The following is a 25,586-nucleotide window of genomic DNA, read 5'->3' on the forward strand; positions in this document are numbered from 1 at the left end:
GGCAAGGGCAGAGGGGGCAGGGGCAGAGGGGCAGGAGTCGGGACAGGAGCAGGCGCGCTAGCCGCGGTGCGCGGAGGCGAGCACCGAGGTGACGACGGGGCGCGTGCCGAGGAGCGCGAGCCAGACGGCACCGAATCCGAGCGCGAAGCAGACGACCATCGTGAGCATCGCGAGGGGCGCGATGATCAGCGAGGCACCGACGATCGGCAGGATGAGGGCTGCCGCGGCCCCGGCCCCTCCGAGCGCGGCGAGCAGCAGCGGCGCCCAGACCTGCACGCGCTGCGCCTGCTCGAAGACCTTGCGCGGCATGCCGGCCCTGTCGAGGGAGATGAGCAGCTTGCGCTCGTCGAGGATCGCGGCCGCCTGCGAGACGCCGACCGTGCACGCCAGCATGAGGAACGCGATGAAGAGCGTCAGGAAGACGCCGGTGCGCAGGTCCGTCATGAGGATGAGGTCCTCTGCCCGCATCCCGGACGTGCCGACCATGTCGAGGAGGGCGAGGCCGCTGCCGCCGATGACGGCGACGAACGCGATCATCGCGATGCCCGAGACGCTGCGCCAGGCGACGCCGGGCGTCTCGGCGAGCCTGCGCCCGCCGATGAGGCGGGCCGGTGACTTCGCCCGCTTCGCCATCTGGCGGCCGATGAGGCCGACCAGGGGGCTTCCGATGAGGTTGAGTGCGAGCATCCCGGCCGCGAGGGGGACGAGCACTGCGATGACGAGTCCGATCATGCCGAAGGCTGACGTGAACCCCTGCATCATGCCGACGAGGCCCAGGCTGACGAGCAGGATGACGATGCCCGCGGCGAGCGCGAACCATTTGACCCGCGGCTGTGTGCCGCGCTTGCGAACGCCGAGGGGCGTGACCCGCACGGCTGCGAGCCCGGCGAACGAGCTGAGGGCCGCCAGCAGGGTGATGCCGGCCGCGGTCGCGAGGAGCACGGGGAACCCCACCCAGACGGACGCCGCCCCGATGGGGGCGCCGTAGAAGTGCAGGAGCCCCACGAGGGGGAGGAGGGCGGCGTAGAGCACCATGCCGGCGAGGATGCCTGCGATGGCGATGAGCGTCGCCTCGGCGACGGCGAGGAGCGTCACGACCCTGGTGGATGCGCCAAGCAGCCTGAGGGTCGCGAGACGGTCGTCGCGGCGGCGGGCGGAGAGGCGTGCCGCCGCGACGCCGAGGGTCAGGAGCGGGACCGCGAGCAGGGTCAGCGCGAAGACGGCGAAGAAGCCGTGGGATGGCATGCCCGGCGGCGGGTTGAAGAGCATCATGGTGCCGCCGACCACGACGAGCGTGAGGGCAGTCACGACGGCGAAGGCCACGGCCGGCAGGGCGACGGCGGCGCGGCCGACGGTGTCGGGCCGAGTGAGCATCCGCAGGATCGTGAGGAGCGGGATGCGACCGGACCCGCCGGGCGCGGGGCTCGGGATGCCCACGGGGACGACCGCGGACAACGGTTCGGCGGCCCTGGCTCTGGCGGTCGGTCGGGTGTCTGATGCGAGGTCGAGGGGCCCGGCGTCGTGGCTGCCGTTCATGCGCGGGCCGCCGTGTCCTCGAGGAGGTACCCGTCGCGCATCCGCACCGTGCGGTCGCAGCGGGCCGCGACCTCGGGGTCGTGGGTGACGACGACGAGGCTGCGGCCGGCCCGTGCGGTCGCGGCCAGCAGCGCCGTCATGACGTCGGCGCTCGTCGCTGAGTCGAGGGCGCCCGTCGGCTCGTCCGCGAACACGACGCGGGCGCCGGTGACCTGGGCGCGGGCGATGGCGACGCGCTGCGCCTGCCCGCCGGAGAGCTCTCCGATGCGGCGAGTCTCCATGCCGGCGAGCCCCATCGCCGCGAGCCACTGTGTCGCGGCCTGCTCGGCGCGCGTGCGGTCGACAACGCAGAGCATCGCCGCGATGGCGACGTTCTCGAGGGCGGTGAGCTCCGGCAGGAGCATGCCCTCCTGGAACACGAAGCCGAACTCGGTGCGGCGCAGCTCGGTGCGCTCCGCGTCGGACATTCCGGTGATCTCGCGGTTGCCGGCAGGGCCGTGCAGGTCGATGCGGCCCGCGTCCGGCGTGACGATGCCTGCCAGGCAGTGCAGGAGCGTGGTCTTGCCTGACCCGGAGGCTCCCATGATGGCGAGCGCCTCGCCTGCGTGCACCGCGATGCTGACGCCTGCGAGGGCGGTCGTGGGGCCGTAGGCCTTGCTGAGCGAATGTGCCGTGAGCACCCCGCTGGCGGCTGGCAGGGCTGCGGATGCGCGGCCCGCCGCATCGTGCGGGTGCGGAGCGAAGCGTGCTGCGGGTGCTGCTGCCGCGTGCGGGTGCGCCGCGGCCGGTGTCTGGAAGCCTGGGTGGGAAGTCATGCCTCCACGGTGCCCGCTTGGGGGTGCGCGCCTCGACCCCCTGCGGGCTCATCCTCCCCCGACTCTGGGAGGGTATTCGCGGGTCGGCGTCATCCGGGAGGATGACCGCTGGCGCCGCGGCCGGGGTCTACCAGCCGAGCATCCCGAGCCCGAGGCTCTCGCCGAGCACCTGGCCGACGGTCACGCCGATCAGCGCCGCGAGCACTCCCCAGAGCATCTGGACGATCACGATGATCGCGGCCTTGCCGATCTTGCGGGCTCCCAACGCGTTCGTCGCGTCGAGCATGACGGAGCTCCACGAGCTCATGCCCCCGCAGAAGCCGGAGATGACGAGCATGGACGCGACGGTGGGAAGCGGGAGCAGGCCGGCCGCGAGGCCGGCGATGAGCGACGCGACGACGTTCACGATCATGAGCCGCCACTCCGGTGCCACTCGGCGTGGTGAGGCTGTGCCGTGCGGGAGCGATGGGTGGGCGGTGGCGATCGCCGATGCCGGCTGGCGCATCCGCGGCCACCCTTCGACGGCGACGTAGCGGATGCAGGCGCCGAGCCCTCCGGCGAGCCCGACCGCCAGGAGCATGAGGATGTCCATCAGCGCACCCCACCAGCTGGCGCTTCGCCGTCGGGGCCGAACGTGTCGTGGCTCGGCGTGGCTGGGCCTCGGCCAGCACCTGGTGGAGGGGAGATGCGTCGCCCGATGGCTCGCCCCGCGACGATGGCGAGTATGCCGCCGACGGTGCCGGCCGCGAACGCGACGACCGCCCATCCGGAGTTCGAGAAGACGAGGGCGAGCGCCAGGGCGATGAGGGAGAACGTGGTGAAGCCGCCGCAGAAGCCGGGGCCGAGGGCCGCCCTCAGCGTCGCCATCCGCTCCGGCCAGTGCGCTCCCGCGACGATGCCGAGCGCGAGGGACCCGGCCACGTTGGCGATGAGCGCCGCGATGATGTCGGAGTCGAGGACGTGCAGGTTCGCGGAGAGTGGGACGAGCAGCGTCTGGTCGCCATCGAGCGTCGACATCGTCGTCACTGACGTCAGCCAGACGCGCGCGAGCGTCCCGAGGGCGCCGCCGAGGAACACGGCGAGGAGGAGGCGGGCAGGCGAACGCACGCGGCAACCGTACTCCCGGGCCGAGCCCCGCGCCAGCAGCCCGAGGCGACGGCGAACCTGCGCCGCGCTCATACCGAGGGGCGCTCCCCGTGGTGGAGAACGCCCCTCGCACAGTGTCGGGCGTGCGCGTACGCGACCGACTCAGGCGTCGGAAGTGCCCCCGCCGCTGCCGCTCCTGTCGTCACGCGAGCCGAGGGCGTGCGAGATGCGCTCGCGCACTCGCTCGAGCTCCTGGTCGAGGAACGTCACGATTCCGGGGGAGAGTCGCTGCTCGCTCTGTGCGGCGCGGAGCTCCTGGCGCAGCTCGTGGCGGAACCGGTTGAGCACCAGATCCGCCTGAGACAGGGCCTCGAGCTGCGCGCGCAGGGCGTCGCGCGGCGGTCGGCTGTCGCCTCCTGGCTCGGATCTTGCGGCCCCATCGTCTGCCGTGCCGCTGCTCCAGACGTGCGAGCTGCTCGCGGAGGACCAGGTGTCGTAGCGCCCATGCGTTCGGTGGCCGTCGCCCGCTGCTGTCGGGCCCTGCGGCGCCTCGGGGGCTCCAGGTGCGTCTGGTCCTGACGGGGGCCGGGGCGGGTCCTGCGGGCGCGGTTCGCCCGCGGCGCTCGGGCCTCCCGTGAATCCCGGCGGCACGAATCCGGGCGGAGTGTCGCCTGGCGTCGTGATCGGGTTCTCGCGGGGCGCATCCCATCCCTTGCCTGCACCGGAGAAGAAGCCACGAGCGGATGCGGCTCCCGCGGCTCCTGCGCTCGCGGCCTTCTCGAACCCGGCGCGTGCATCCGGCCCGAGCTCCTGGGCGAGCCGCGCGAACTCGGCGCGCAGCTCTTCGCGGGCACTCGCGAGCCCGTGGCGCACGTCGGCGGCGAGGCGGCGGACCGACGAGTCGACGTCCTGCTCGATGGAGGCGAGTTCTTCTCGGCGCGAGTCGAGCTCACGCCGGCCGGCTTCCGTGATGCGGTAGACGCTCTTGCGGCCGTCGTTGTGCTTGGTGACGAGCCCTTCCTCCTCGAGCTTCGCGAGGCGCGGGTAGATGGTGCCGGCGCTTGGCGAGTAGGTGCCATCGAAGCGCTCGGAGAGTGCCTGGATGAGCTCGTAGCCGTGGCGCGGCTGGTCTTCGAGCAGGCTCAGCAGGTAGAGGCGAAGGTGTCCGTGGGCGAAGACTGGCGGGGTCACGCGGTGCCTCCCGGCTGTGTGGTGTCGTTCTCGGGCTCGTCGCCCGCGTTCTCGGATGCAGGGGCTGCGGCCTCGCGGCCGCCATCCCCGGCGCGGTCGCCGTCGGGAACGGGGCAGGTCGCGATGCGGGCGTCGATGCGCTCGTCGAAGTCCGCTGGCGCATCTCCTGCCCGCGGAGTGCGGGCGGAGAGGAGCACGGAGACTCGACCGGTGACGGTGCTGATGCGCACGTCGGTGACGGCCCCCTCGGTGGGCTCGGAGCGGTAGGTGGTTCCGCGGAGCGGTTCCAGGTGGAGGCCGTCGAGCTGCACGGAGGATCCGACCGTGGAGACCTGGTAGCTGGGGTGGGTGCCGCCGGGGAGGCGCACCGTGGTGGCGCCGCTGACGGACCTGTTCGCGATGAGGCTGGGGGCGCCAGAGGTGACGTCGACGATCGTGGCGCCAGAGACGGTGCTGCCGTCGAAGCTCACGAGAGCTCCGGTGGCGGTGACGTCTCCTGACGCGGTCTTCACGACGGCGGTCCCAGCATGGCCCCGGACGCTGATCTCGCCACCGATGGAGTTGAGGTGCAGCTCGCCGCGAGTCGCGTCGAGGAACTGCTCTCCGCCGACCGTGTTGATGTCGATGCGTCCGCTGATTCCGGCGACGAGCACTTCCGCGCTGACGCCGAGCACATCGACGTCGACTCCGGCGGGGACTAGCACGCTCACGACGACGTTCGGCTGGTTCCAGATGGTCTTCGCCGAGGTCTGAACATCCGTCCAGGACAGCTGGGGGTGGTCGATGAGGAGCTGGTCTCCGTCGATGGCGATCTTGAGATCGCGCCCCGTGATGCCGGACACCTCGATGCGGGTGCTCGGCTCGTTGTGCGCGAGCACGCTGATGGCACCGCCTGCCAGTCTCGCGCGAACGCTGCGGACGGTCTGCACGTCGATGACGCGGGGTCCATCCACGATCCACTGTTCAATAGCCACTGCTGCTCCTCGGGGAAGGGTTCTTGATGAGCGTCGGGCTTCGCGTCCGACGACTGCAACTCACGTTATATCGCGAGTCTGGGGATTCGCGCGCTCTCGCGACTCTCTCAGCTCGCCTTCGGCGTGCGGCATACTGGGCGCACCGTCGGCGGCCCCGGCGAGTGCGTCGCGAGGGAGCAGGACATCATCACGCAGGAACTGTCATGGCTGTCGGTGCTGCTCACCCTCGTCGTCGGTGCGGGACTGGCCTTCATCGCCGTGCAGCGCACGAGGAACGAGCCTCGACGCCTGAGCAACGGCGTGTGGATCGTCGCTGCGGCCGTCGTCCTCATCAGCGCCGTCTCCAGCTTCGACGGCCAGGTGTCGATGCTCGTCAGCACCCTCACGTGGCTGCCCCTCGTGCTCTCGCCCGCTCTGCTGCTGGCGCTCATCGTCCTCCTGTACATCAACGGGGCCCGCATGATCCGACGCGAGGGGCGCTCGCTGGGGAACCTGCTGTCCCTCGCCCTCGCCATCATCCTGACGGCCCTGGCCGCACTGCCGTTCGCGGCCGTCCTGGTCGGCGACGACGTCTTCATCTCCATCGCGCTCCTCCTGGCCGCCGGAGCCGCCTACCTCGGTGCGGCGTTCGCCCTGTTCCTCGCGTACTCATGGCTCTACTCGCGGCTCGTTCGCGGCGCCGTCGGCACCTGGGTCGTCGTGCTCGGCTCCGGCCTCAGCGGCGGGCGGCGCGTGCCGCCGCTCCTGGCCGCGCGCATCCGGGCGGGCCTGGATGCGGCGCACCGGGTCGGGGCCTCCGTCGTCGTCATGTCCGGCGGGCAGGGCGGCGACGAGGCGCTCGCTGAGGGTCGCGCCATGCGCGAGTGGGCGCTCGACCCTGCCAACGCCGATGCCGACGCCGACAAGCGCCGGAACGCTCTGCCGACTGCGGGGAGCGCGGCCGAGCCGCGCATCCTGAGCGAGGAGGAATCGGTCAACACCGAGGAGAACCTCCGCTTCACGAAGCGGATCCTCGAGGGTGAGGGCGTCACCGGCCCCGGCATCATCGCGACGAGCAACTACCACGCCATGCGCGCCGCGATGCTCGCGAGGGAGCTCGGCATCGACGCGCAGGCAGTGCAGGCACCCGTTGCCCGCTACTACTGGCCGAGCGCGATTCTTCGGGAGTTCGCGGCGATCCTCCGGCGCTACTGGCTGCTCAATCTCGTCGCCGGGGTGCTCTTCGCGTTCCCCATCCCTGCACTCAGCCTCTGGGTCGCCCTCGGCAACGGCTGATCTCGCCTGCGGGCGGCGCGTCTGAACGGCGAGCGTGACTCGGACCACGGATTCGGGACGCACTCGGCTGGGGTCCCTGGCTGTGTCGGCGGTGCGTGCGACACTGACGGAGTGCACAAACTCGCTGAGATGAGCTTGAAGAACCGCGCGCTGATCGCCCTCGTGACGCTCTCCGTGCTCCTCTTCGGCGGACTGTCCATGACCTCGCTCAAGCAGGAGCTCATCCCCTCGGTCTCCCTGCCGATCGTGTCGGTCGTGACGAGCTACCCGGGCGCGTCGCCGGAGATCGTCGACGAGGACGTGTCCAGGCTCGTCGAGACCTCCCTTCAAGGGCTTCAGGGGCTCTCCTCGACGCAGGTCACCTCCAGCGCGAACCTGTCGTCGGTGACGGTCGAGTTCGAGTACGGCACCGACACCGTCTACGCCGAGCAGCGCATCCAGCAGGCCCTCAACCGCATCGAGAGCCAGCTGCCGGAAGGCACGGAGACGACCGTGCTGAGCGGCTCGATCGACGACTTCCCGGTCATCCAGATCGCTGCGACGGGCGGTACGAGCACGGAGGAGCTCGCGGCGAGCCTCGAGAGCTCGACCGTGCCAGGGCTGACCGAGCTCGACGGCGTCCGAGAGGCGGCCGTCAGCGGTGCACCGGTCTCCCGCATCGAGATCACGCCAGACCAGGCGGCGCTCGCGGGGGCCGGAGCCAGCGTCCAGAGCATCCGCGACACGCTCGACGCAGCAGGCACGCTCATCCCCATCGGACAGATCACCGAGGGCGACGACGCCCTCACCGTGCAGGCCGGAACGCTGCTCGACAACGTCGACGCCATCGCCGCTCTGCCCCTCAGCGGGGCTACCCCCGCCACGACGACCCTCGGCGATGTCGCGACCCTCGAGCTCGGGCCGGAGCCCGCGACCTCCATCTCACGCGTCAACGGCGAGGACGCCCTCACGGTATCCGTCACGAAGCTCGCGAACGCCAACACCGTCGAGGTATCGCAGGCGGTCCGGGACGCGCTCCCCGCGCTCCAGGCGTCCATCGGCGGGGGAGCGACCCTGCAGATCGTCTTCGACCAGGCCCCGTTCATCCAGCAGTCCATCGACACCCTCGTCGTGGAAGGCCTCCTCGGTCTCGTCTTCGCGGTCATCGTCATCTTCGTCTTCCTGCTCTCCTTCCGCGCCACGCTCGTCACGGCGATCTCCATACCGACCTCGCTGCTCGTGACGTTCATCGGTCTGCAGGCCGCCGAGTACTCGCTCAACATCCTCACGCTCGGCGCCCTCACCATCGCGATCGGGCGAGTCGTCGACGACTCGATCGTCGTCATCGAGAACATCAAGCGGCACATGTCGATGCACCCGGATGCGAGCCTGCGCGGAACCGAGCGCGTGCGCGTCATCACGGAGGCGGTCCGCGAAGTCGCGACCGCCGTCACGAGCGCCACGATCGCAACCGTCGCCGTCTACCTGCCCATCGCATTCGTCGGCGACATCTCCGGGGAGCTGTTCCGCCCGTTCGCCCTCACGAGCGTCATCGCGCTCCTCGCGTCGCTCCTCGTCTCGCTCACGATCGTCCCCGTGCTCGCCTACTGGATGCTCGGAGGGCGGCATCGCAAGCGCCGCGCCCGCGTCGGCACGGCTGAGACCTGGGTCGGAGGCAGCACCCCCGCAGGCGAGACCCCCCGAGACCGGGACGCGGTCCTCGCGAGCGAGGCGGCGCCCAACTCGGGCAGCGTCACCGTGCAAGAGCCGCTCACCGCCGCGGGCGGCGACGAGACGCCCGTCGAGCCCGTCCGCGTGCGCCCTCGTAGAGAGCGTGCCAAGCGCGACGCCGGTCGGTTCGCTCCGCTCGGCCTGCGCAGCGACGACGAGGATCTGCACCCTCGACGTGCACTCCGCCGCCAGGCGGAGCAGGAGGCCGCCGTCGCCGGCCGCGCCGAGAACGGCCCAGACTCCGAGCTCGCCTCGTCGAGTGAAGAGAGCAGCTGGCTGCAGCGCGGCTACGAGCCGGTCCTCGGCTGGACCCTGCGCCGTCCCTTCATCACGCTCGGCGCGGCGCTGCTCATCCTCATCCTCACGGGCGCGCTCGCGCCGCTCATGAAGACCAACTTCCTCGGCAACACCGGCAGCAACAGCTTCACGGTGACGCAGACCCTCGAACCCAACCTCACGCTCGCCGCCTCCGGCGAGGCCGCGTCCCAGGTGGAGGACCTCATCAGGGCCAAGGAAGGCGTCGAGACGGTGCAGCTCACGATCGGCGGAGGGGGAGCCGCATCGCTCTTCACCGGCGGCGGAGCCTCCCGCGCGAGCTTCTCCGTGACCACCTCCACCGACGCCGACTCCGACGCCATCCAGGCCGACCTCCGCGAGGAGCTCGACGGCCTCGACGGGGCAGGCGAGATCTCCGTGGGAGGCGGCGGAAGCGCCGGATTCTCGAGTGCGATCAGCGTCGACCTGACCGCACCGGACGCTGAGACCCTCCGCCAGGCGAGTGACCAGGTCGTCGCCGTGCTCGCGGGAGTCGAGCAGCTCGGCGAGGTCACGAGCGACCTCGACGAGACCAGACCGTTCGTCGAGATGGACATCGATCAGGCCACGGCCGCCCAGTACGGGCTCAGCCAGACCGCCATCGGGGCGATCGTCGCCCAGCAGCTCCAGCCGACCCCCGTCGGATCGCTCACCGTCGACGGATCCAGCGTCCAGGTAGTGCTCCTCGGGTCCGAACCACCGGCGAACATCGACGCGCTCCGCGCCACGAGCATCCCCACGGCACTCGGTCCCGTCCCGCTCACCACGCTCGCGAGCGTCGAGATCGTCGACGGACCCGTCTCCATCTCGTCCGAGCGAGGGGTGCCCCTCGCCTCCATCACCGTCGTGCCCGCTGACGACAACCTCAGCTCCGCGAATGCGCTCATCACCGAGCAGCTCGACACGATCACCCTGCCAGAAGGCGCCACCGCCGCCCTCGGCGGTGTCAGTTCCGACCAGGCAGCCGCCTTCCAGCAGCTCGGGCTTGCTCTGCTGGCGGCAATCCTCATCGTCTACATCGTCATGGTGGCCACCTTCAAGAGCCTCCTGCAGCCGCTGCTCCTGCTCGTATCCGTGCCATTCGCGGCGACGGGCGCGATCCTGCTGCAGCTCGCGAGCGGCGTGCCCCTCGGCGTCGCCTCCCTCATCGGCGTGCTCATGCTCATCGGCGTCGTCGTGACCAACGCCATCGTGCTCATCGACCTCGTCAACCAGTTCAGGGAGCGGGGCCTCGCCGTGCACGAGGCGATGCTCGCCGGAGGCGCCAGACGTGTCCGCCCCATCGTCATGACCGCGCTCGCGACGATGCTGGCACTCACCCCGATGGCGCTCGGCATCACCGGGCACGGCGGCTTCATCTCGCAGCCGCTCGCGCTCGTCGTGATCGGCGGGCTGCTCTCCTCCACGGTGCTGACGCTGCTTGTCCTCCCTGCCCTCTACTCCGTCGTCGAAGGACCGCTCGAACGTCGCCGTGCCCGCCGTGAGGAGCGCATCGAGCAGGAGCTCGCTTCCACCGAGCAGAACGAAGAGCTGAGCACCCCGCTGCCCTAGCGGCGAACCGGCTCATGGGCGCTGCTCGTGACGACCTCGAGGGAGCGGCGGGCCCCCGGCGGAGCTTGCGCGAGTGCCGCCCTGGCCAGGTCGTGAGTTGTCGAGTATCCTGGCAAGTTGGGCATGCGCCGAATTCTGTGTGAGCAGCGTGCCGGACTGGAGAAGGCACACATGCCCAAGCGCAAAGCAAAGGGCGGGTTCAAGCCCGCGAGCAACTACATCCCCAAGGACTCCTCGGGTCGTGGCGAGCGACCGGCACGTGCCGGTGGTGGCGCTGGCGCCAATGGAAACCCGCGCTGGGCGAGCGAGAGCCGCCGCGACGGTGCCGGCGGAGACGACCGCCGAGGCGGCCGCGACGACCGACGCGGCTCCGGCTCCTCGGGCGGCGGCGAGCGCGGCTCGTACCGTGGCGACGACCGCCGAGGCGGCTCGGCAGGCGGCGACGACCGGCGCCCCGGCGCGCGTGCAGGTGGCGACGACCGCCGCGGCGGCTACGGGGGACGCAGCGACGAGCGACAGGGCGGCTACGGACGCGCCTCGCGGCCAGCCGCCGGTGACGACCGACGCGGCGCGGGTCGCGGCTCGGGCACTGATGAGCGTCGGGGCGGCTACCGTGCCGGCGGCGACGACCGTCGCGGCGGCTACGACGGTGCAGGACGGGCCGAGTCCTTCGACCGCTCACGCGACAGCTCGCGCAGCTCCGATCAGAGCCGCCCCCGCGGCGAAGACCGGTACAGCACCCGCAAGGGGGCAGCATCCGCTCGCGGAGGTGCGCCCACTCGCGGTGGAGCTCCCGCCCGTGGCGGCGCCCGCGGCCGCGATGGGCAGTTCTCGGACCGCAACGAGCGCATCGACCGGCACCACCACGACGCGCTGCGCCAATCGCACGGCCGCCAGCCGGCCGCGGGTTCCCGCGGCGACCGCAGCGCGAAGCACTTCGACCCGACGGCGCCAGGCGCGAACCAGCCGCAGCGCGGGGCCATCCAGGACTACCGCAGCCACAGCCAGTCGGCTGCTGGCCGCGCCCCCTCCCATGACGAGGACCGCGTGCTCGAGCGCCTCGCCCCGACCGCGGTCGGAGCGAAGAACGCCGACGGCCTGAGCTTCGGCGACCTCGGCCTCGGCGCGAACATCGTCGACGCGCTGGCCGAGCTCGGTGCGCCGAGCCCGTTCCCCATCCAGGCTTCCACGATCCCGGATGCGATCCAGGGCCGAGACGTCCTCGGCCGTGGCCGCACTGGCAGCGGCAAGACGATCGCGTTCGGCGCCGCACTCGTGCAGCGCCTCAGCGTGGCCCGCGGACGCGACGCTGACGCGAGCAAGCGCAAGATCGGGCGCGCGCCCCGCGCCCTCATCGTCGCGCCGACTCGCGAGCTCGCCCTCCAGATCGACCGGACGATCCAGCCCATCGCCCGCAGCGTCGGCCTCTTCACGACCCAGGTCTACGGTGGCGTGCCGCAGCAGCGGCAGGTCACGGCCCTGGGACGCGGTGTTGATATCGTCATCGGCACGCCCGGCCGCATCGAGGACCTCGAGCGCCAGGGCTTCCTGCGTCTCGACCAGGTCGAGATCACGGTGCTGGACGAGGCCGACCAGATGTGCGACCTCGGCTTCCTGGAGCCGGTGCAGCGCATCCTCCGCATGACCATGCCGGGCGGTCAGCGACTGCTGTTCTCGGCGACGCTCGACGCCGCCGTGCAGCGGCTCGTCACGGAGTTCCTCAAGAAGCCATCGGTGCACGAGGTGGCCGGTGAGGAAGAGCAGCACACCGACATCGACCACAGTGTGCTCGTTGTCGAACGCGACGACAAGCGTGCCGTGATCGAGCAGCTCGCCGGATCGGGCGGACGAGTCCTCATCTTCACGAAGACCCGCGTGGCAGCAGAAGGCCTCGCGACCGAGCTCTCGATGGCCGGCGTTCCCGCGGCCGCCCTCCACGGCGACCTCACGCAGGGGCGACGCACGCACAACCTGCGACTCCTCACGAGCGGCAAGGTCAACGTGCTCGTCGCGACCGACGTCGCCGCGCGAGGCATCCACGTCGACGACATCCGCCTGGTCATCCAGTCGGACATGCCCGAGGAGTACAAGTCGTACCTGCACCGTTCGGGCCGCACGGGCCGCGCGGGTCAGCGCGGCACCGTCGTCACGGTCATCCCGAAGCAGCGTCGTCGCCGGATGTCGGAACTGCTCGAGCGCGCCGAGATCGAAGCGCCCATGATCCCGGCACGCCCGGGTGGCGCTGAGCTCGACGCCTTCATGGCCTACGCCGACTGACCTTCCGGACGCCGACGACCGATGCCCCTCAGGATGGACGCTGCTCCAGTCCGAGGGGCATCTGTCGTCGCGGCGCACGTTGAACGTTGATGAAGCCCGCGTAGCGTTGCGCCCATGAGCGAACAGCAGGCGAACGACCCGCAGGCGCGGGCAGACCAGGCGAGTGCCGGCGAAGACGTCGCGGCGAACGGCGAAGGCTCTGCCGGTGAGCATGCGGCGCAGGCGAGCTCGGCTCGCATCAGCACGGAGCAGCTCGAGAATGAGCGCGCGCACGGCGACGGCAACCTCTTCCCCGACGCGGGCTCGCTCTTCGAGCCGGAGCCGGTCGACACCCCGGAGGAGCTCGAGGCGGAGGTCGAGGAGGCGGAGGCGCACGACACGCGCTTCGCAACCGGCCCGGACGAGTCGGGTGTGGCCGAGAGCAACTTCGGGCAGAACACCGCCGAGTAGCGCGGGCGCTGCTGCGCCTCGGCGCGGGGCGTCAGCTCAGCAGGCTCGGCGCGAGCAGCGCGAAGGCCGTGGCCGCCCAGGCGATGGGCAGAAGCACCCAATCGCCCGTGTCCGTGTGCAGGACGTGACGCTCGGTGCGTGTGCTCGCGAACCCGAAGGCGCGTGCATCCATCGACAGGGCGACCCGGTCGGCGTGCCGCAGAGCGCCCGCGAGCAGCGGAATGGCGACGTCCAGCTGCGAGCGCAGCCACGCGATGGGCCCGCGTCCGCGGTCGATGCCGCGCACGCGGCGAGCTGCTCGGATCACGTCGAGCTCCGACTGGAACCTCGGCACGAACCGGAACGCCGCCATCGCCGCGTAGCCGAAGCGGTAGGGCACACGGAGGTGCTGCACCAGGGAGCGCACGAAGTCGTCTCCGGCGGTGGCGATGCCGCCCACCAACGACAGCAGCACGATGGCGACGAGCCGCAGCGCCGTGCCGAGACCCGTCGCCCAGGCGGCGACCGTGAACGGGCGCCCGACGATCTCGAAGATGGTGGATGTCCCATCGAGCCCAACCGCCGCGAGCAGGGGAGCGGCACTCGACGTCTCCGCCGCAACGGTCGGGTCCACCCAGACGCCGAGCGTCACCGAGAGCACGGCCAGCACGACGGGAACGCCGACGATCAGCAGCAGCGTGCCGCGTCCCGACAGGCGAGTGCCGCTGAGGATGACCAGCCCGCAGAGCAGGATCAGGAGCGCCGGGCTGAACGTGTCCCGCACGAGGAACATCGCGACGATGGCTGGCAGCGTCGCCGCGATCTTTACGAGCGGCGTGCGCCGGTGCAGCCACGGAAGGTGGTCCCGACGGGAGCGATCGACGCTCGGGCGCGAGACGAGGGCGTTTCCGGTGCCACTCATGAGGCACCGCGGTCGTGGATGTCCGGGTGGCGAGCGAGCGCGGCTTCCAGCTGCGAGATCGACGTGATCCCGCGCAGGTAGGAGTGCCGGTGCACACCGGCGAGCGCTCGTGGCAGCGGCGGCAGGCCGAGCCCCGCGGCCTCGAGCGCCCCGGAGGCCACGACGCGGTCCACCTCGCCGTGCGCTGCCACCACGCCGCCGTCGAGGACAAGCAGGTGCGTGGCGAGCTCCGTGACGAGCTGCAGGTCGTGGGTGGCGAGCACGAGCGTCGCCCCGTCCCGGTGGAGCTCCCGCAGGAGGGCGACGAGCTCTTCCGCCCGCGCGCGGTCTTGCCCGAACGTCGGCTCATCCAGCACCAGCACGTCGGCACCGTCGAGGAGAGCGGCGGCCACCGTGAGCCTTCGCTTCTGTCCGCCCGAGAGGAGGAACGGATGCCGGTCTGCGTGCTCCGCGAGGCCGAAGCGCTTGAGCATGTCGTCGACGCGGGTCTGCGCATCCGCCGCCCCGCGCTCGATCTCGAAGGCGAGCTCGTCGCGCACGGTGTGGGTGAGGAACTGGTGCTCCGGGTTCTGGAAGACGTAGCCGACGCGCGTGCGCAGCGCGCCCGCTCGCATGCGAGCCGTGTCCTGTCCGTCGAGGAGGACCGCGCCGCGCGGCGCCCGGCGGACTCCGGCGAGCGCCTGGAGCAGAGTCGACTTGCCTGCGCCGTTGTGGCCGACGACGGCCGTGATCGAGCCGGGCTGGATGCTCAGCGAGACGGGGCCGAGCACGCGTGTGCGGCCCCGCGTGACCGTGAGCGCGCGGGTCTCGAGCCGGGGAGCTGGCTCCCCGGGAGTGCGCTCCCCGGCCAGGCGCGTGCTCGGCAGGGCGTCCGACTGCTGTGGCAGCTCTCTGGCGCCGGCACCCGCTTCAGGCTCCGCAGGAGCCGTCAACGCGCGCCGACGCGGGCCGCTGCCGCTGGAGTCGGGCAGCGATGTGCGATCCACCCGCTCGAGACGCCGCGCGAGCTCGCTGCCGAGCAGGGGCAGGGGGCCGGGGCCGAGGTCCCAGCCTGCAGCCGTGAAGCACGCCGCAGCTTCGTGTGCGACCGGGAACCACACGCCGAGCTCGCGCAGCCGTGCAGCGTTCTGCCCGAAGACCTCGCGTGGTGTGCCGTCGAACGCGAGTCGCCCCTCGGCGTCGAGGACGATGACGCGCGTGGCGATGGTCAGGGCCTCGTCGAGGTCGTGCTCGATGAGCAGCAGGCCGTGCGTGCCCGCGCGCACGAGCTCGCCGAGGGCGAGGTAGATGGACTGCTTCGCGGCCTGGTCGAGGTTCGCGGTCGGCTCGTCGAGGACAAGCAGCGGCGAGCCCATGGCGAGGGCACTCGCGATAGCCAGCCGTTGCCGTCCCCCGCCGGACAGGATGTCGGGGGAGTCCTCGCGGCGGTCCCAGAGGCCGAGCTGGAAGAGCGCCCGTTCGACGCGCTCCTCGATCTCCGGCACGGGCAGCCGCAGGTTCTCCGGGCCGAAGGCGACCTCGTCGAAGACCTGCCCGGTGACGATCTGGGCATCCGCATCCTGGAACACCATAGCGACCTGCTGGCTGGCGGCTGCGACGCCGAGCTCGGCGACATCCTGCCACCCGGAGCCAGGTTCGGAGTCGGCGCTCGGGTCCGACTGCTGAGGAGAAGCGGGCTCCGGATCTGGCTCCGCTTCGGCGAGCAGGACGCGGCCAGCCACCTCGGCTCCGAGGGACTGGGGGATGAGCCCGTTGAGTGCTCTCGCGAGAGTCGACTTCCCGCAGCCGGACGGGCCGAGCAGCAGGACGGCCTCGCCGCGCGAGATCGAGAAGGAGACGTCGTGGGGGCGCGCGGCCGGAGCGTCGAAGTGGGTGACGGAGAGGTGCTCGACTCGCAGGAGCGGGGTCGTCACCTGGCTGCTCTGCGGTCTTCGGCGAGGCGCAGGTCGCGGCCGATGCCCGCTCGGTCGAGCTGCTTCGCGAGCCATACGGCGATCATGGTGCAGAGCGGAGGCGAGATGAAGAAGCTGCCGATGAGCAGCACCGTGCCGAGCACGTCGTAGTCGCCGCCCCCGAGGATGCGGAACGCGGCCGCGGTCATGATGAGGCCGGCGAAGGCCGCACCCGCGAGGAACAGCCAGGCCTGCCAGCGCCGATACCGGGTGATGAGGAACGGCAGCTCCTGCAGGACGCCGATGCCGAGGCCGATGAGGAACGCCCCGAAGGCGATCGGCTGGAACGGGCTTGCGACGAGCCCGGCGAGGGCAGAGGTGATGAGGCCGACCCAAGGCCGACGGTAGAGCGCCTGGGCCAAGGCCCCCGGAATGAAGTAGAGGCCGATCGTGAGCCCGTAGACCAGCGGGAGCAGGTTCGAGACCGCGCCGCCGATGTAGGCGTTGACGGTGAACACCACGCCGCCGGCGACGCCGATCGCGGCACAGCTCATGAGCAGACGAGTGCTGACGGTTCTCATTGGGCTCCACGCCTTCCCTCAGCGGGATACGGTCCCGCTGGGCTCACGGGCTGACCCAAGTCTACAAAATGTAGAGCGAGTCGCGCGACAGGCCGCCGGGCTTGATAGCCTGGAGATTCGCGGATGCCTGGGTGACGCTCCCCATGGCACCACCGCGACAAGAATTGGAGCAGCACAATGCCAGGAACTCGCACTCGAGCGCGGGGTGAGCTCGAACTCGTCGTGCTCCGGCTCCTCTGGGCAGCGGCGGAACCCCTCACCGCGCGCGAGATCCAGGACCGCTTCCCGGGCCGGGTTCCCGCCTCCACGACCATTCTCACAGCCCTCGACCGGCTCAGGGCCAAGGGTGATGTCGCCCGTGTCGGCCACGAGCAGCGGGGCATCCGCTTCGCTGCCACGCAGAGCGAGGCGGAGCACGCGTCTCGAGCCATGCTCAACGCCCTCAAGACCATCGACGGCCGCGAGGCCGCACTGCTGAAGTTCGCCGGCAACCTCGACGCCCGCGACGCCGACCTGCTGCGTGCCGCCCTCCAGCACGCGCCTGCCGCGGCCTCCGAGGCCGCCACGGCCAGCTAGCCGGAGCCGGACTGGCCTTCACCATGGCTCCGAGAGGGCGTTCGGGCGTGCTGCCCGAGCGCGAGTGATCTCCGATGTGGATCATCCCTGCCCTCGTGTGCCTCGTGTTCGCGGTGTTCACGATGCTCGCCGCACCCTCGCTGCTGACGCGCGGCACCTGGCAGGTGCGACACCCGCAGCTCGCCCTCGGCCTCTGGCACGGGGCAGTCGTCGGCGGTTCGCTCGCCCTGCTCGCGGCCGTCGCCCTCTCGGTCGTCGCGGTGCTCACCTGGGAGCACGATGAGGGAAGCTGGCTGAGCGGATTCGAGATCGCACTCGCCTCCGTCTTCGCGAGCGCCGGCCTGATCGCGATGTTCGGCTGGGGCTTCATCGTGACGCGCCGGTCCGGTCGTGCCTTCGCCGACGGCCGTCGCGCGAACGACGAGCTCCGAGACGCCGCGCGCGTGCTGTCCTACCGGGACGAGCGAATCGGCGGAGCGCTCGTGCGCTTCGTCGACTCGCCAGTGCCCCACGCTCTCGCGGCCGCGGGGCGTGCGCCGGTCGTCATCGTGTCGAGCGGCCTCGTGGAACTGCTGACGCGCGAGCAGCTCGAGGCCGTCGTGGCGCACGAGCGCTGCCACCTGATGCGCTTCCACGCCCTCGCGCAGCGCCTCGCGGAGGTCAACGAGGCCTGCCTGCCGCGGTACGCCGGCGCGAAGAATCTGTCGCGTGCGACGTCGCTGCTCATCGAGCTCATCGCCGACGACGCGGCCGCGAACGAAGCCGGTGCGGATGCACTCGCCGGTGCGCTCCAGGCGCTCGCGGGTGCCGGCGCCGAGGACGACGTGCTCGTGCAGCGCGCGCGGAGGCTCCGCACGCGGACCACCGGAGCAGCGCCGAGCCTCGACGCCTGAGCTCAGCGAGGCAGGGAGGGCTCTCAGCTCACGTCGATCGCTGGCGAAGCTGGACGCGCATCCAGGTGTTCGAATCCGTTCTGTGACGGGACGGACACGGCCGCGGGTGCTCGACGTGGGAGGCTTGGGTCATGCCTGACTCCACCCCGTTCGAAGAACCACGCCCGGGCTACGACGTCGCGCGCGACGCTGAGCCAGAGCGCGCGCTCACGCCGTCCCGGGTCTCGAGGCTGCGCAAGCTCACGATTCTGCTCGCCGTGATGATCGCAGCCGGCGCGCTCGCCAACTGGCAGCAGGAGGCCGAGTTCCGCTCAGCGAGCGTGCTGAGCTTCGCGGTCACGCTCGTCGTCGTCGTGGTCGGCTACGGTGCGATCTGGAAGCTGCTCGGCTCGCCGAGGCGGAAGCGCGCGGAGGGGGCCCGCACGGCGGGCAGCATCCTGTCGGTGCTTGCGGTCACGGGCCTGCTCCTCACCGGAGTGCTCGCCATCACCGGTGCGAGCCCGACGGGCACGGTGCAGCTGGTCGTGGGCCTCGGCACGGGCGTCGTCGGCGCGATCTGGCTGCACGCCGCCTGGCGCCGCCTCCCGGCCGAGCCGACGGGGCTCCTCGACTGATGCGCTCGCGCGCCGAATGTCGGAGCCCGCACCTACGCTTGGCCGCATGATCTCGTCAGCACGTGGCAGCGAGCTGTGGCAGCGGCTGCAGGGCATCGATGCCGAGCATCCCGCCGACTGGAAGCGTCCGGGGCCGTCGCCTCGCGCGCTGCGCACCGACATCGTCGTGGCGCTGGTCGCCGTCGCGCTCATGGCCTTCTCGAACTGGGCCGTGCTCGAGCTGCGCAAGGGCGCAGATCCGGCAGAGGTCGGCGCGATCCTCCACGACTCCGACCCCGCCTCGGCGCTGGTCGGCATGTTCCTCGTCCCCGCCATGTACGGGGTCGCCATCGCGCTTCGGCGCCGCTTCCCGTTGTGGATGCTCGTGCTCTGCACAGTTGCGTTCGTCTCGGCATTCGCCTTCACGTACCTCGACACGATCGTCACCCAGATCGGCTACTTCCTGGTGCTCTTCACCGCGGGAGCATGGAGCAACCAGCGTGCCCTGGTGACGCTGCTCCGCATCGGGATCACGATCGGCATGATCGTGTGGGCGCTCGTCGACTCCCTCACTCGCGCCACGCTCGTGTTCTCGTTCTCGGATGGCAGCGACAGCGAGAACTGGATCACGAGCGTCTTCGGCGCCTACACCCTGCTCATCAACGTGCTGTACTTCATCGGCGCGTTCTGGTTCGGGAACTCCGACTTCAGGAGGGCTGGCCAGCGGGCGGCGCTCGAGGAGCGCACGCGCGAGCTCGAGGAGTACATGGCGGCGCTTGCCGACGAGCGTCGCCTCGTCGAGGAGCAGGCCATCCGCCTCGACCGCGTCCGCATCGCGCGGGAGCTCCACGACGTGGTCGCGCATCATGTCTCGCTCATGGGCCTGCAAGCAGCAGCAGCGCGCCGGACGGCGGAGACCTCGCCGGAGAAGTCCCAGCAGGCGCTCCTCGGCGTCGAGCAGAGCGCACGAGTCGCGATCGACGAGCTGCACTCGCTGCTGACGACGCTGCGCAGCGCTGACGCTGACGCTGACGCTGACGCGGAGTCGGCCGACGGCGGCCAGCGCGAGAACGACGGTGCCTCCGGAGCGAAATCCGGCGCATCCGCCCCCTCGACGCACACGATCGAGCAGGTGCCAGCGCTCATCGAGGAGCTGCGCGGGGCCGGCATGCGAGTGGAGTTCAGCACCTTCGGCGAGCCCCGGCCGGTGTCGCCCCTGACCGGCATCGCCGTCTACCGGGTGCTGCAGGAGTCCCTCACGAACACGCGGAAGCACGCGGGTCCCGATGCGCCCGCCGATGTGCGACTCCGCTACCTCGAGCGCGGAGTCGAGCTCGACGTGACCGATGACGGGCCGGCTTCCCTCGCGCATGCCGCGGCGTCGAGGGGCGCGAACGGCTCTGGCGGTCTGGGTCTCGTCGGCATGCGCGAGCGCGCCAGGGCTGCTGGCGGCGACCTCACGACGAGCAAGCGGGGCGGTGGCGGCTTCCGAGTGCTCCTCCGCGTCCCCTACGAGCGGCAGGGCTGACATCATGCGACCGTGTCCCAGCACCGATCGGCAAGCTCCCGGTAACCTCGCCCCGATACGGTCACGAGAACGACACCGCTCCGGCGGGTGCCAAAGGAGGCCAAGTGTCTGAGAAGATCCGCGTCGTGCTGGTCGACGATCACCAGCTCGTCCGCATGGGGTTCAAGCTCATTCTCGAGTCGGAGCCCGACATCGTCGTCGTCGGCGAGGCGACCGACGGCCGCGAAGCTGTCTCCGTCGTCGCCGAGCTCCGCCCCGACCTCGTCTGCATGGACGTGCAGATGCCGGTCCTCGACGGGATCGCCGCGACCCGCGAGATCATGCAGCTCGGAGGGGCCGTGCCGCGAGTGCTCATGCTGACGACCTTCCGCGACGAGGCCGCCGTCCGCGACTCGCTTCGCGCGGGGGCCAGCGGCTTCGTGCTCAAGAACTCCCCGCCGGAGACCTTGGTTGAGGCAGTGCGGGTCGTCCACTCCGGTGACGCGCTGCTCGACCCCCAGGTGACCCGCGGCGTGATCGCCGGCATGCTGCAGGACCCTGCAGAGGGCGCGCCGTTCCAGCCGGCGAATGCGCTCCAGGCCGTGCCAGCTTCGCAGTCCGCCGCCGAGCATCCCGCTCTCGCGAGCCTCACCGACCGGGAGGGGGAGGTGCTCGCCCTCATCGCGGAGGGCCTCAGCAACGCGGACATCGCGCAGCGGCTCTTCGTCTCCGAGGCGACCGTGAAGACGCACGTCTCGAACCTGCTCGCGAAGATCGGCGTGCGCGACCGCATCCACGCCGTGATCTTCGCCTACAACGTGGGAGTCGTCGCCCCCGTCGAATAGCGGCGGGTGTGCGCGGCCGGGTGCGCGGCATCGCGCAGCCGGGCTCGCCGGTTCCGTCGTGGTCGCCACCTCCTCACCCGAGCGGATGAACGCCGAGCGAGGGCAGTTCCGTCGCACGGCCGATCCCTCCTGCGGCCGATCTCCGTAGCGTTTCCATCAGGCCCAGAGGTGGACGGGCGCAGAGACGGTGCGGCGGATGTCGCGCGAGACAGGAGGGGTGATGCTCGAGATCCAGAACATCTCCAAGACCTACGGAGACCGCAAGGTGCTCGACGACGTGAGCTTCACGGTCGAGCCGGGCAAGCTCACGGGCTTCGTCGGCGGCAACGGGGCGGGGAAGACCACGACGATGCGCACGATCCTCGGCGTCGTCAAGCCGGACTCGGGCGTCGTGACCATCAGCGGCAGGCCCGTCGCCGTCACCGACCGTGCCCGCTTCGGATACATGCCAGAAGAGCGCGGCCTCTACCCGAAGATGAAGGTCAAGGAGCAGGTCACGTACTTCGCGGAGCTGCACGGCCTGAGCGCCAGGGAGGCTGCGAGCAACGCAGACCGCTTCCTTGAGGATCTGGGTCTGACGGAGCGGGCGGGCGACAACGTCGAAGACCTCTCGCTGGGTAATCAGCAGCGCGCGCAGATCGCGGCGTCCCTCGCGCATGAGCCCGAGATCCTCATCCTCGACGAGCCGTTCTCAGGACTCGACCCGCTCGCCGTCGAGGTTGTCCTCGAGACGCTGCAGGGGTTCGCTGCTCGCGGAGTGCCCGTGCTCTTCTCGAGCCACCAGCTCGACGTGGTGGAGCGACTCAGCGACAACCTCGTCATCATCTCGGGCGGCGCCATCAGGGCGAGCGGCGACCGGAACGAGCTGCAGGAGCGGCACTCCGAGGGCATGCACCGTATCTCGCTCGCGGGCGACGCAGGCTGGCTGCGCGACGAGCCGGGCATCACGGTGCTCGAGTTCGACCGAGGAGATGCGATCTTCGTCGCTGACTCCGGCGAGACTGCGCAGCGCATTCTCCGCACCGCACTCGACCGGGGCCCCGTCTTCGGCTTCGGCCGCCACATCGTGAAGCTCTCCGACATCTACCGGGAGGTCGTCGCATGACAAGAACACAGGACACCAAGGCTCAGCAGCGGGGCGTCTCGACGCCGCCGCGACAGTTCGGCCTGAGCTCGGCGAAGGGCATCCAGCTCATCGCGAAGCGCGAGATCCTCGTGCAGGCCCGCTCGCGCGCCCAGCAGATCTCGTTCCTCGTCACGCTGCTGCTCGTCGCGGGCGGCATCGTCGCCGTCGCGCTCTTTGGCGACGCCATCGGGGGCGGCGCGACGAAGGTGGCGACCGTCTCGGGAACGCAGTCCGTGGCCGCAGCGGCCGGACTCGAGACGACGGAGGTCGCATCCGCTGAGGAGGCGGCCCGTCTCGTGACGGACGGCGACGTCGAGTACGCGGTGCTGACGCCGACGGACGCGCGCAGCCTCGAGCTCTTCACGGGCGACGGGCAGCCGGCAGGCGACCTCGGCGACGGGGCCTTCGTCCTCGTCGGTCTCGACGGCGTTCCGACCGAGGACTCCATGGCGCTCGCCCAGGTGCCGGCGTCGTTCTCGCTGCAGGCGCCCGAAGTGAACCCCGCGCTCGGCTACATCATGGCCGTCGCGTTCGGTGTGCTCTACTTCATGGCCGCTATGGGCTACGCCTACACGATCGCGCAGAGCGTCGTCGAGGAGAAGCAGTCGCGCATCGTGGAGATCCTGCTCTCGACGGTCACGCCCCGCGTCATCATGGCGGGCAAGGTCATCGGCAACAGCGTGCTCGCGCTCATCCAGGTCGCCGCGATCCTGGCGGCTGCGGCGATAGCGCTCGCCGCGACGGGGCAGGGCGCGCTGTTCTCGCTCATCGGGCCCGGCTTCATCTGGTTCCTCGTGCTGTTCGTGTTCGGGTTCGTGCTCATCGCGACCCTCTACGCCGGCGCCTCCGCGATGGTCTCGAGGCAGGAGGAGGTGGGCAGCGTCACGACACCGCTCATGATGCTCATGCTCATCCCGTACATGCTCGTGATCCTGTTCAACAGCAACGCGCTGCTCATGACGATCCTCAGCTACATCCCCTTCTCGGCGACGATCGCGATGCCGCTCCGGGTAGTGCTCGGTCAGGCGGAGTGGTGGGAGCCGATCCTGGCGCTTGTGATCCTCATCGCGACGAGTGCCGTGTCGATCATGATCGGTGCCCGGATCTACGAGAACTCGATCCTGCGCATCGGCGGGCGCGTGAAGCTCAGCGACGCCCTCAAGGGGTAGCCGAGGTCTGAATCGCACCGGTTTCACCGACATCTCTGGCGGGTCAAGCTAACGCTTGGCCCGCTGAGTTGTATGAAGTGTGCAATTCGGGGGCTCGAGTGGCGCGTGATTGTCGTGCCCTCCCACTGGGAAATGGCGAGTGTCGGTGGCCCGTCTTAGCGTGGATGCACCCCCGAACGTTGCAAAGGAGCATCCGTGTCTGACATCAGCATCAACGATCCGGAACTCGACGAGCCTGTCGCTCTCGAGCAGAGCCGCATCGATGTCGGCTGGCTGTCGCAGCAGCTGCTCGGCACCTGGCCGGAAGAGCGGCTGCGCGCGCGAGCGAACTCGGCCCGGCCCGAGCTCTGGCGCGATCCGGCTCTGCCCATGCCCGAGCATCGTGACCGCGTCATGGGCCAGCTGCGCATCCTGGTCGAGGAGGGGGCCGTCAACCTGGCCTTCCCGAAGCGGCTCGGCGGCGGCGAGAACCACGGCGGCAATATCGCTGCGTTCGAGGAGCTCGTGGTGGCAGACCCGAGCCTGCAGATCAAGGCGGGCGTCCAGTGGGGCCTGTTCGGCTCAGCCGTCATGCACCTGGGCACCGAGTACCACCACGACACGTTCCTTCCCGGCATCATGAGCCTCGAGGTGCCGGGCGTCTACGCCATGACCGAGACGGGCCACGGCTCGGATGTCGCCTCGATCGGCACGACCGCGAGCTACGACGAGGGCACGCAGGAGTGGGTCATCAACACCCCGTTCCGCGGGGCCTGGAAGGACTACCTCGGCAACGCGGCGCTGCACGGCAAGGCCGCGGTCGTCTTCGCGCAGCTCATCACGAAGAACGTCAAGCACGGCGTCCACGCCTTCTACGTACCCATTCGCGACGACGATGGCGGCTTCCTGCCCGGCGTCGGCGGTGAGGACGACGGCGTCAAGGGCGGCCTCAACGGCATCGACAACGGCCGACTTCATTTCACCGAAGTGCGGGTGCCTCGGCGCAATCTCCTCAACCGCTACGGCGACGTGGCCGAGGACGGCACGTACAGCTCGCCGATCGAGAGCCCTGGGCGTCGCTTCTTCACGATGCTCGGCACGCTCGTGCAGGGTCGCGTCTCGCTCGACGGCGCCTCGGTGGCCGCCTCGAAGGTCGCGCTCAAGATCGCGGTCACCTACGCGAACGAGCGCAGGCAGTTCGCGGGTGGCGATGGCGAGGAGACAGTTCTGCTCGACTACGGCATGCATCAGAAGCGGCTCATCCCGCGTCTCGCGACCACGTATGCGCTCAGCTTCGCGCACGAGAATCTCCTCAAGCAGTTCCACGGCGTCTTCTCCGGCGAGCTCGACACCCCCGAGAACCGGGAGGACCTCGAGACCCTCGCAGCGGCGCTCAAGCCCCTCTCGACCTGGCACGGCATCGATACCCTCCAGGAGGCCCGCGAGGCCTGCGGCGGTGCCGGCTTCCTCGCCGAGAACCGCGTCGCGCAGCTGCGCCACGACCTCGACATCTACACGACCTTCGAGGGCGACAACCACGTGCTGCTGCAGCTTGTCGGCAAGCGCCTGCTCAGCGACTACGCCGAGCAGTTCAAGGGTGCGGACCGGGGGCAGGTGACGCGCATCATCGCCGAGCAGACCGCCGAACGCGTCTACTCGGGCTCCGGGCTCCGGGGCATCGGCCAGATCGTCCTCGACCGCGGCAGCCGCGCGCGGTCCGTCGGCTGGCTGCGCCAGCCCGCCACGCAGCACGAGCTGCTGACGGCGCGCGTCGAGACCCTCGTCTCCGAGATCGCCGCCAAGCTGCGCAACGCCAAGAAGCTGTCCAAGGCCGAGGCGGCCGCGCTCTTCAACCGCAACCAGCCGACGCTCATCGAAGCGGCCCGCGCACACGGCCAGCTCCTGCAGTGGGAGGCGTTCACCGACGCGATCACCACCATGCCGGAAGGCAAGACCCGCCAGGTGCTCACGTGGCTGCGAGATCTCTTCGGCCTGGGCCTCATCGAGGAGAACCTCGCCTGGTACCTCATGTCGGGTCGGCTCTCCGTGCCCCGCGCGCAGGCCGTCTCCGCCTACAGGGAGCGCCTCATCGCGCGTCTGCGGCCGCATGCCGCTGACCTCGTCGATTCCTTCGGCTACGGGCCAGAGCACATCCGCGCCTCCATCGCCTCCGGCGCTGAGCGCGAGCGGCAGGACGAAGCACGCGCCTACATGCGCGCGCAGCGAGAATCGGGCACCGCCCCGGTGGAAGAGAAGGCAATGCGTGCTGAGGAGAAGCTCAAGCAGCAGAAGGCGGGTGCCAACGCCTGACGGTCGCACGCCGAGTCGCGGCCGCCCGCCAACC

The 25,586-nt window shown here is 70.5% G+C and carries 22 protein-coding genes; 12 read left to right on the forward strand and 10 right to left on the reverse strand.

What is annotated here, in order from left to right:
- Positions 1 to 57 precede the first annotated feature (57 nt).
- The 6 genes from GV007_RS18090 to GV007_RS18115 all read right to left on the reverse strand — a co-directional run bounded on the left by GV007_RS18090 (position 58) and on the right by GV007_RS18115 (position 5,602).
- Positions 58 to 1,536 carry a permease gene (locus tag GV007_RS18090; protein ID WP_160075105.1) on the reverse strand — a complete coding sequence of 493 codons (1,479 nt, stop codon included), beginning with the start codon at positions 1,534 to 1,536 and terminating at the stop codon, positions 58 to 60.
- Positions 1,533 to 2,351 carry an ABC transporter ATP-binding protein gene (locus GV007_RS18095; protein WP_160075107.1) on the reverse strand — a complete coding sequence of 273 codons (819 nt, stop codon included), beginning with the start codon at positions 2,349 to 2,351 and terminating at the stop codon, positions 1,533 to 1,535. Before GV007_RS18095 ends, GV007_RS18090 begins: the two co-directional genes overlap by 4 nt.
- A 127-nt stretch (positions 2,352 to 2,478) precedes the next feature.
- The gene (locus GV007_RS18100; RefSeq protein ID WP_160075109.1) at positions 2,479 to 2,943 is read right to left on the reverse strand and encodes a FluC/FEX family fluoride channel; all 465 of its coding nucleotides are present in this window, start codon (positions 2,941 to 2,943) and stop codon (positions 2,479 to 2,481) included.
- On the reverse strand, positions 2,943 to 3,458 hold the full coding sequence (locus tag GV007_RS18105) for a fluoride efflux transporter FluC (RefSeq protein WP_160075111.1): 516 nt from the start codon (positions 3,456 to 3,458) through the stop codon (positions 2,943 to 2,945). Before GV007_RS18105 ends, GV007_RS18100 begins: the two co-directional genes overlap by 1 nt.
- A gap of 141 nt (positions 3,459 to 3,599) precedes the next feature.
- Positions 3,600 to 4,628 (reverse strand): PadR family transcriptional regulator, encoded by a 1,029-nt coding sequence (locus tag GV007_RS19480; RefSeq protein WP_160075113.1) that lies wholly within the window; start codon positions 4,626 to 4,628, stop codon positions 3,600 to 3,602.
- Positions 4,625 to 5,602: a hypothetical protein gene (locus tag GV007_RS18115; RefSeq protein ID WP_160075115.1), complete on the reverse strand. Its 978-nt coding sequence runs from the start codon at positions 5,600 to 5,602 to the stop codon at positions 4,625 to 4,627. The genes GV007_RS19480 and GV007_RS18115 overlap by 4 nt, the downstream gene beginning before the upstream one ends.
- A 123-nt stretch (positions 5,603 to 5,725) precedes the next feature.
- Here GV007_RS18115 and GV007_RS18120 point away from each other — a divergent pair, with 123 nt between their 5' ends.
- Both GV007_RS18120 and GV007_RS18125 read left to right on the forward strand, forming a co-directional pair.
- Positions 5,726 to 6,877: a YdcF family protein gene (locus GV007_RS18120; RefSeq protein ID WP_160075117.1), complete on the forward strand. Its 1,152-nt coding sequence runs from the start codon at positions 5,726 to 5,728 to the stop codon at positions 6,875 to 6,877.
- Positions 6,878 to 7,006: 129 nt separating this feature from the next.
- Positions 7,007 to 10,453 carry an efflux RND transporter permease subunit gene (locus tag GV007_RS18125; RefSeq protein ID WP_236558626.1) on the forward strand — a complete coding sequence of 1,149 codons (3,447 nt, stop codon included), beginning with the start codon at positions 7,007 to 7,009 and terminating at the stop codon, positions 10,451 to 10,453.
- Here GV007_RS18125 and GV007_RS19370 read toward each other — a convergent pair.
- Complete coding sequence (locus GV007_RS19370) at positions 10,450 to 10,578, reverse strand: hypothetical protein (RefSeq protein ID WP_268893501.1); 129 nt, start codon at positions 10,576 to 10,578, stop codon at positions 10,450 to 10,452. The two genes, GV007_RS18125 and GV007_RS19370, sit on opposite strands and share 4 nt — an antisense overlap.
- 46 nt (positions 10,579 to 10,624) lie before the next feature.
- Between GV007_RS19370 and GV007_RS18130 the strand changes: the two genes are divergently transcribed.
- The gene (locus GV007_RS18130; protein WP_160075121.1) at positions 10,625 to 12,730 is read left to right on the forward strand and encodes a DEAD/DEAH box helicase; all 2,106 of its coding nucleotides are present in this window, start codon (positions 10,625 to 10,627) and stop codon (positions 12,728 to 12,730) included.
- A 114-nt stretch (positions 12,731 to 12,844) separates the two neighbouring features.
- Positions 12,845 to 13,180: a hypothetical protein gene (locus GV007_RS18135; protein ID WP_160075123.1), complete on the forward strand. Its 336-nt coding sequence runs from the start codon at positions 12,845 to 12,847 to the stop codon at positions 13,178 to 13,180.
- 31 nt (positions 13,181 to 13,211) lie between these two features.
- On the opposite strand, the gene GV007_RS18140 is transcribed toward GV007_RS18135, so the two are convergent.
- From GV007_RS18140 to GV007_RS18150, 3 genes are read right to left on the reverse strand one after another with little or no spacing between them, the layout of a single operon-like run.
- Entirely contained in the window at positions 13,212 to 14,081 is an 870-nt protein-coding gene (locus tag GV007_RS18140) for an energy-coupling factor transporter transmembrane component T (protein ID WP_160075125.1), read from the reverse strand.
- On the reverse strand, positions 14,078 to 15,994 hold the full coding sequence (locus GV007_RS18145) for an ABC transporter ATP-binding protein (protein WP_236558628.1): 1,917 nt from the start codon (positions 15,992 to 15,994) through the stop codon (positions 14,078 to 14,080). The genes GV007_RS18140 and GV007_RS18145 overlap by 4 nt, the downstream gene beginning before the upstream one ends.
- On the reverse strand, positions 15,991 to 16,554 hold the full coding sequence (locus GV007_RS18150) for an ECF transporter S component (protein WP_160075129.1): 564 nt from the start codon (positions 16,552 to 16,554) through the stop codon (positions 15,991 to 15,993). The genes GV007_RS18145 and GV007_RS18150 overlap by 4 nt, the downstream gene beginning before the upstream one ends.
- Positions 16,555 to 16,731: 177 nt before the next feature.
- Here GV007_RS18150 and GV007_RS18155 point away from each other — a divergent pair, with 177 nt between their 5' ends.
- The 8 genes from GV007_RS18155 (at position 16,732) to GV007_RS18190 (ending at position 25,552) form a co-directional block, all read left to right on the forward strand.
- Entirely contained in the window at positions 16,732 to 17,130 is a 399-nt protein-coding gene (locus tag GV007_RS18155) for a BlaI/MecI/CopY family transcriptional regulator (RefSeq protein ID WP_104240193.1), read from the forward strand.
- Positions 17,131 to 17,204: 74 nt separating this feature from the next.
- Positions 17,205 to 18,023: a M48 family metalloprotease gene (locus GV007_RS18160; protein ID WP_160075131.1), complete on the forward strand. Its 819-nt coding sequence runs from the start codon at positions 17,205 to 17,207 to the stop codon at positions 18,021 to 18,023.
- A gap of 131 nt (positions 18,024 to 18,154) precedes the next feature.
- Positions 18,155 to 18,637: a hypothetical protein gene (locus GV007_RS18165; protein ID WP_160075133.1), complete on the forward strand. Its 483-nt coding sequence runs from the start codon at positions 18,155 to 18,157 to the stop codon at positions 18,635 to 18,637.
- A gap of 46 nt (positions 18,638 to 18,683) precedes the next feature.
- The gene (locus tag GV007_RS18170; RefSeq protein WP_160075135.1) at positions 18,684 to 20,144 is read left to right on the forward strand and encodes a sensor histidine kinase; all 1,461 of its coding nucleotides are present in this window, start codon (positions 18,684 to 18,686) and stop codon (positions 20,142 to 20,144) included.
- 104 nt (positions 20,145 to 20,248) lie between these two features.
- Positions 20,249 to 20,968 carry a response regulator gene (locus tag GV007_RS18175; RefSeq protein ID WP_160075137.1) on the forward strand — a complete coding sequence of 240 codons (720 nt, stop codon included), beginning with the start codon at positions 20,249 to 20,251 and terminating at the stop codon, positions 20,966 to 20,968.
- A 220-nt stretch (positions 20,969 to 21,188) separates the two neighbouring features.
- A complete protein-coding gene (locus tag GV007_RS18180) occupies positions 21,189 to 22,073 on the forward strand; it encodes an ABC transporter ATP-binding protein (RefSeq protein ID WP_104240198.1) in 885 nt (294 codons plus the stop codon).
- Positions 22,070 to 23,263, forward strand: coding sequence for an ABC transporter permease (locus GV007_RS18185; RefSeq protein ID WP_160075139.1), 1,194 nt, complete (start codon positions 22,070 to 22,072; stop codon positions 23,261 to 23,263). Before GV007_RS18180 ends, GV007_RS18185 begins: the two co-directional genes overlap by 4 nt.
- Positions 23,264 to 23,458: 195 nt before the next feature.
- Positions 23,459 to 25,552 (forward strand): acyl-CoA dehydrogenase family protein, encoded by a 2,094-nt coding sequence (locus tag GV007_RS18190; RefSeq protein WP_160075141.1) that lies wholly within the window; start codon positions 23,459 to 23,461, stop codon positions 25,550 to 25,552.
- The last annotated feature ends 34 nt before the right edge of the window (positions 25,553 to 25,586 follow it).

Source organism: Pseudoclavibacter sp. 8L, assembly GCF_902506465.1.
Taxonomy (GTDB): Bacteria; Actinomycetota; Actinomycetes; order Actinomycetales; family Microbacteriaceae; genus Pseudoclavibacter.

Excerpts from the sequence above, each read along its gene's own strand:
- GV007_RS18090 (WP_160075105.1), bottom strand. The coding sequence starts at position 1,536 with ATGAACGGCAGCCACGACGCCGGGCCCCTCGACCTCGCATCAGACACC.
- GV007_RS18170 (WP_160075135.1), top strand. The coding sequence starts at position 18,684 with ATGATCTCGTCAGCACGTGGCAGCGAGCTGTGGCAGCGGCTGCAGGGC.
- GV007_RS18095 (WP_160075107.1), bottom strand. The coding sequence starts at position 2,351 with ATGACTTCCCACCCAGGCTTCCAGACACCGGCCGCGGCGCACCCGCAC.
- GV007_RS18135 (WP_160075123.1), top strand. The coding sequence starts at position 12,845 with ATGAGCGAACAGCAGGCGAACGACCCGCAGGCGCGGGCAGACCAGGCG.
- GV007_RS18130 (WP_160075121.1), top strand. The coding sequence starts at position 10,625 with ATGCCCAAGCGCAAAGCAAAGGGCGGGTTCAAGCCCGCGAGCAACTAC.
- GV007_RS18155 (WP_104240193.1), top strand. The coding sequence starts at position 16,732 with ATGCCAGGAACTCGCACTCGAGCGCGGGGTGAGCTCGAACTCGTCGTG.
- GV007_RS18150 (WP_160075129.1), bottom strand. The coding sequence starts at position 16,554 with ATGAGAACCGTCAGCACTCGTCTGCTCATGAGCTGTGCCGCGATCGGC.
- GV007_RS18160 (WP_160075131.1), top strand. The coding sequence starts at position 17,205 with ATGTGGATCATCCCTGCCCTCGTGTGCCTCGTGTTCGCGGTGTTCACG.
- GV007_RS18185 (WP_160075139.1), top strand. The coding sequence starts at position 22,070 with ATGACAAGAACACAGGACACCAAGGCTCAGCAGCGGGGCGTCTCGACG.
- GV007_RS18100 (WP_160075109.1), bottom strand. The coding sequence starts at position 2,943 with ATGGACATCCTCATGCTCCTGGCGGTCGGGCTCGCCGGAGGGCTCGGC.
- GV007_RS18140 (WP_160075125.1), bottom strand. The coding sequence starts at position 14,081 with ATGAGTGGCACCGGAAACGCCCTCGTCTCGCGCCCGAGCGTCGATCGC.
- GV007_RS18180 (WP_104240198.1), top strand. The coding sequence starts at position 21,189 with ATGCTCGAGATCCAGAACATCTCCAAGACCTACGGAGACCGCAAGGTG.
- GV007_RS18125 (WP_236558626.1), top strand. The coding sequence starts at position 7,007 with ATGAGCTTGAAGAACCGCGCGCTGATCGCCCTCGTGACGCTCTCCGTG.
- GV007_RS18165 (WP_160075133.1), top strand. The coding sequence starts at position 18,155 with ATGCCTGACTCCACCCCGTTCGAAGAACCACGCCCGGGCTACGACGTC.
- GV007_RS19370 (WP_268893501.1), bottom strand. The coding sequence starts at position 10,578 with ATGCCCAACTTGCCAGGATACTCGACAACTCACGACCTGGCCAGGGCG.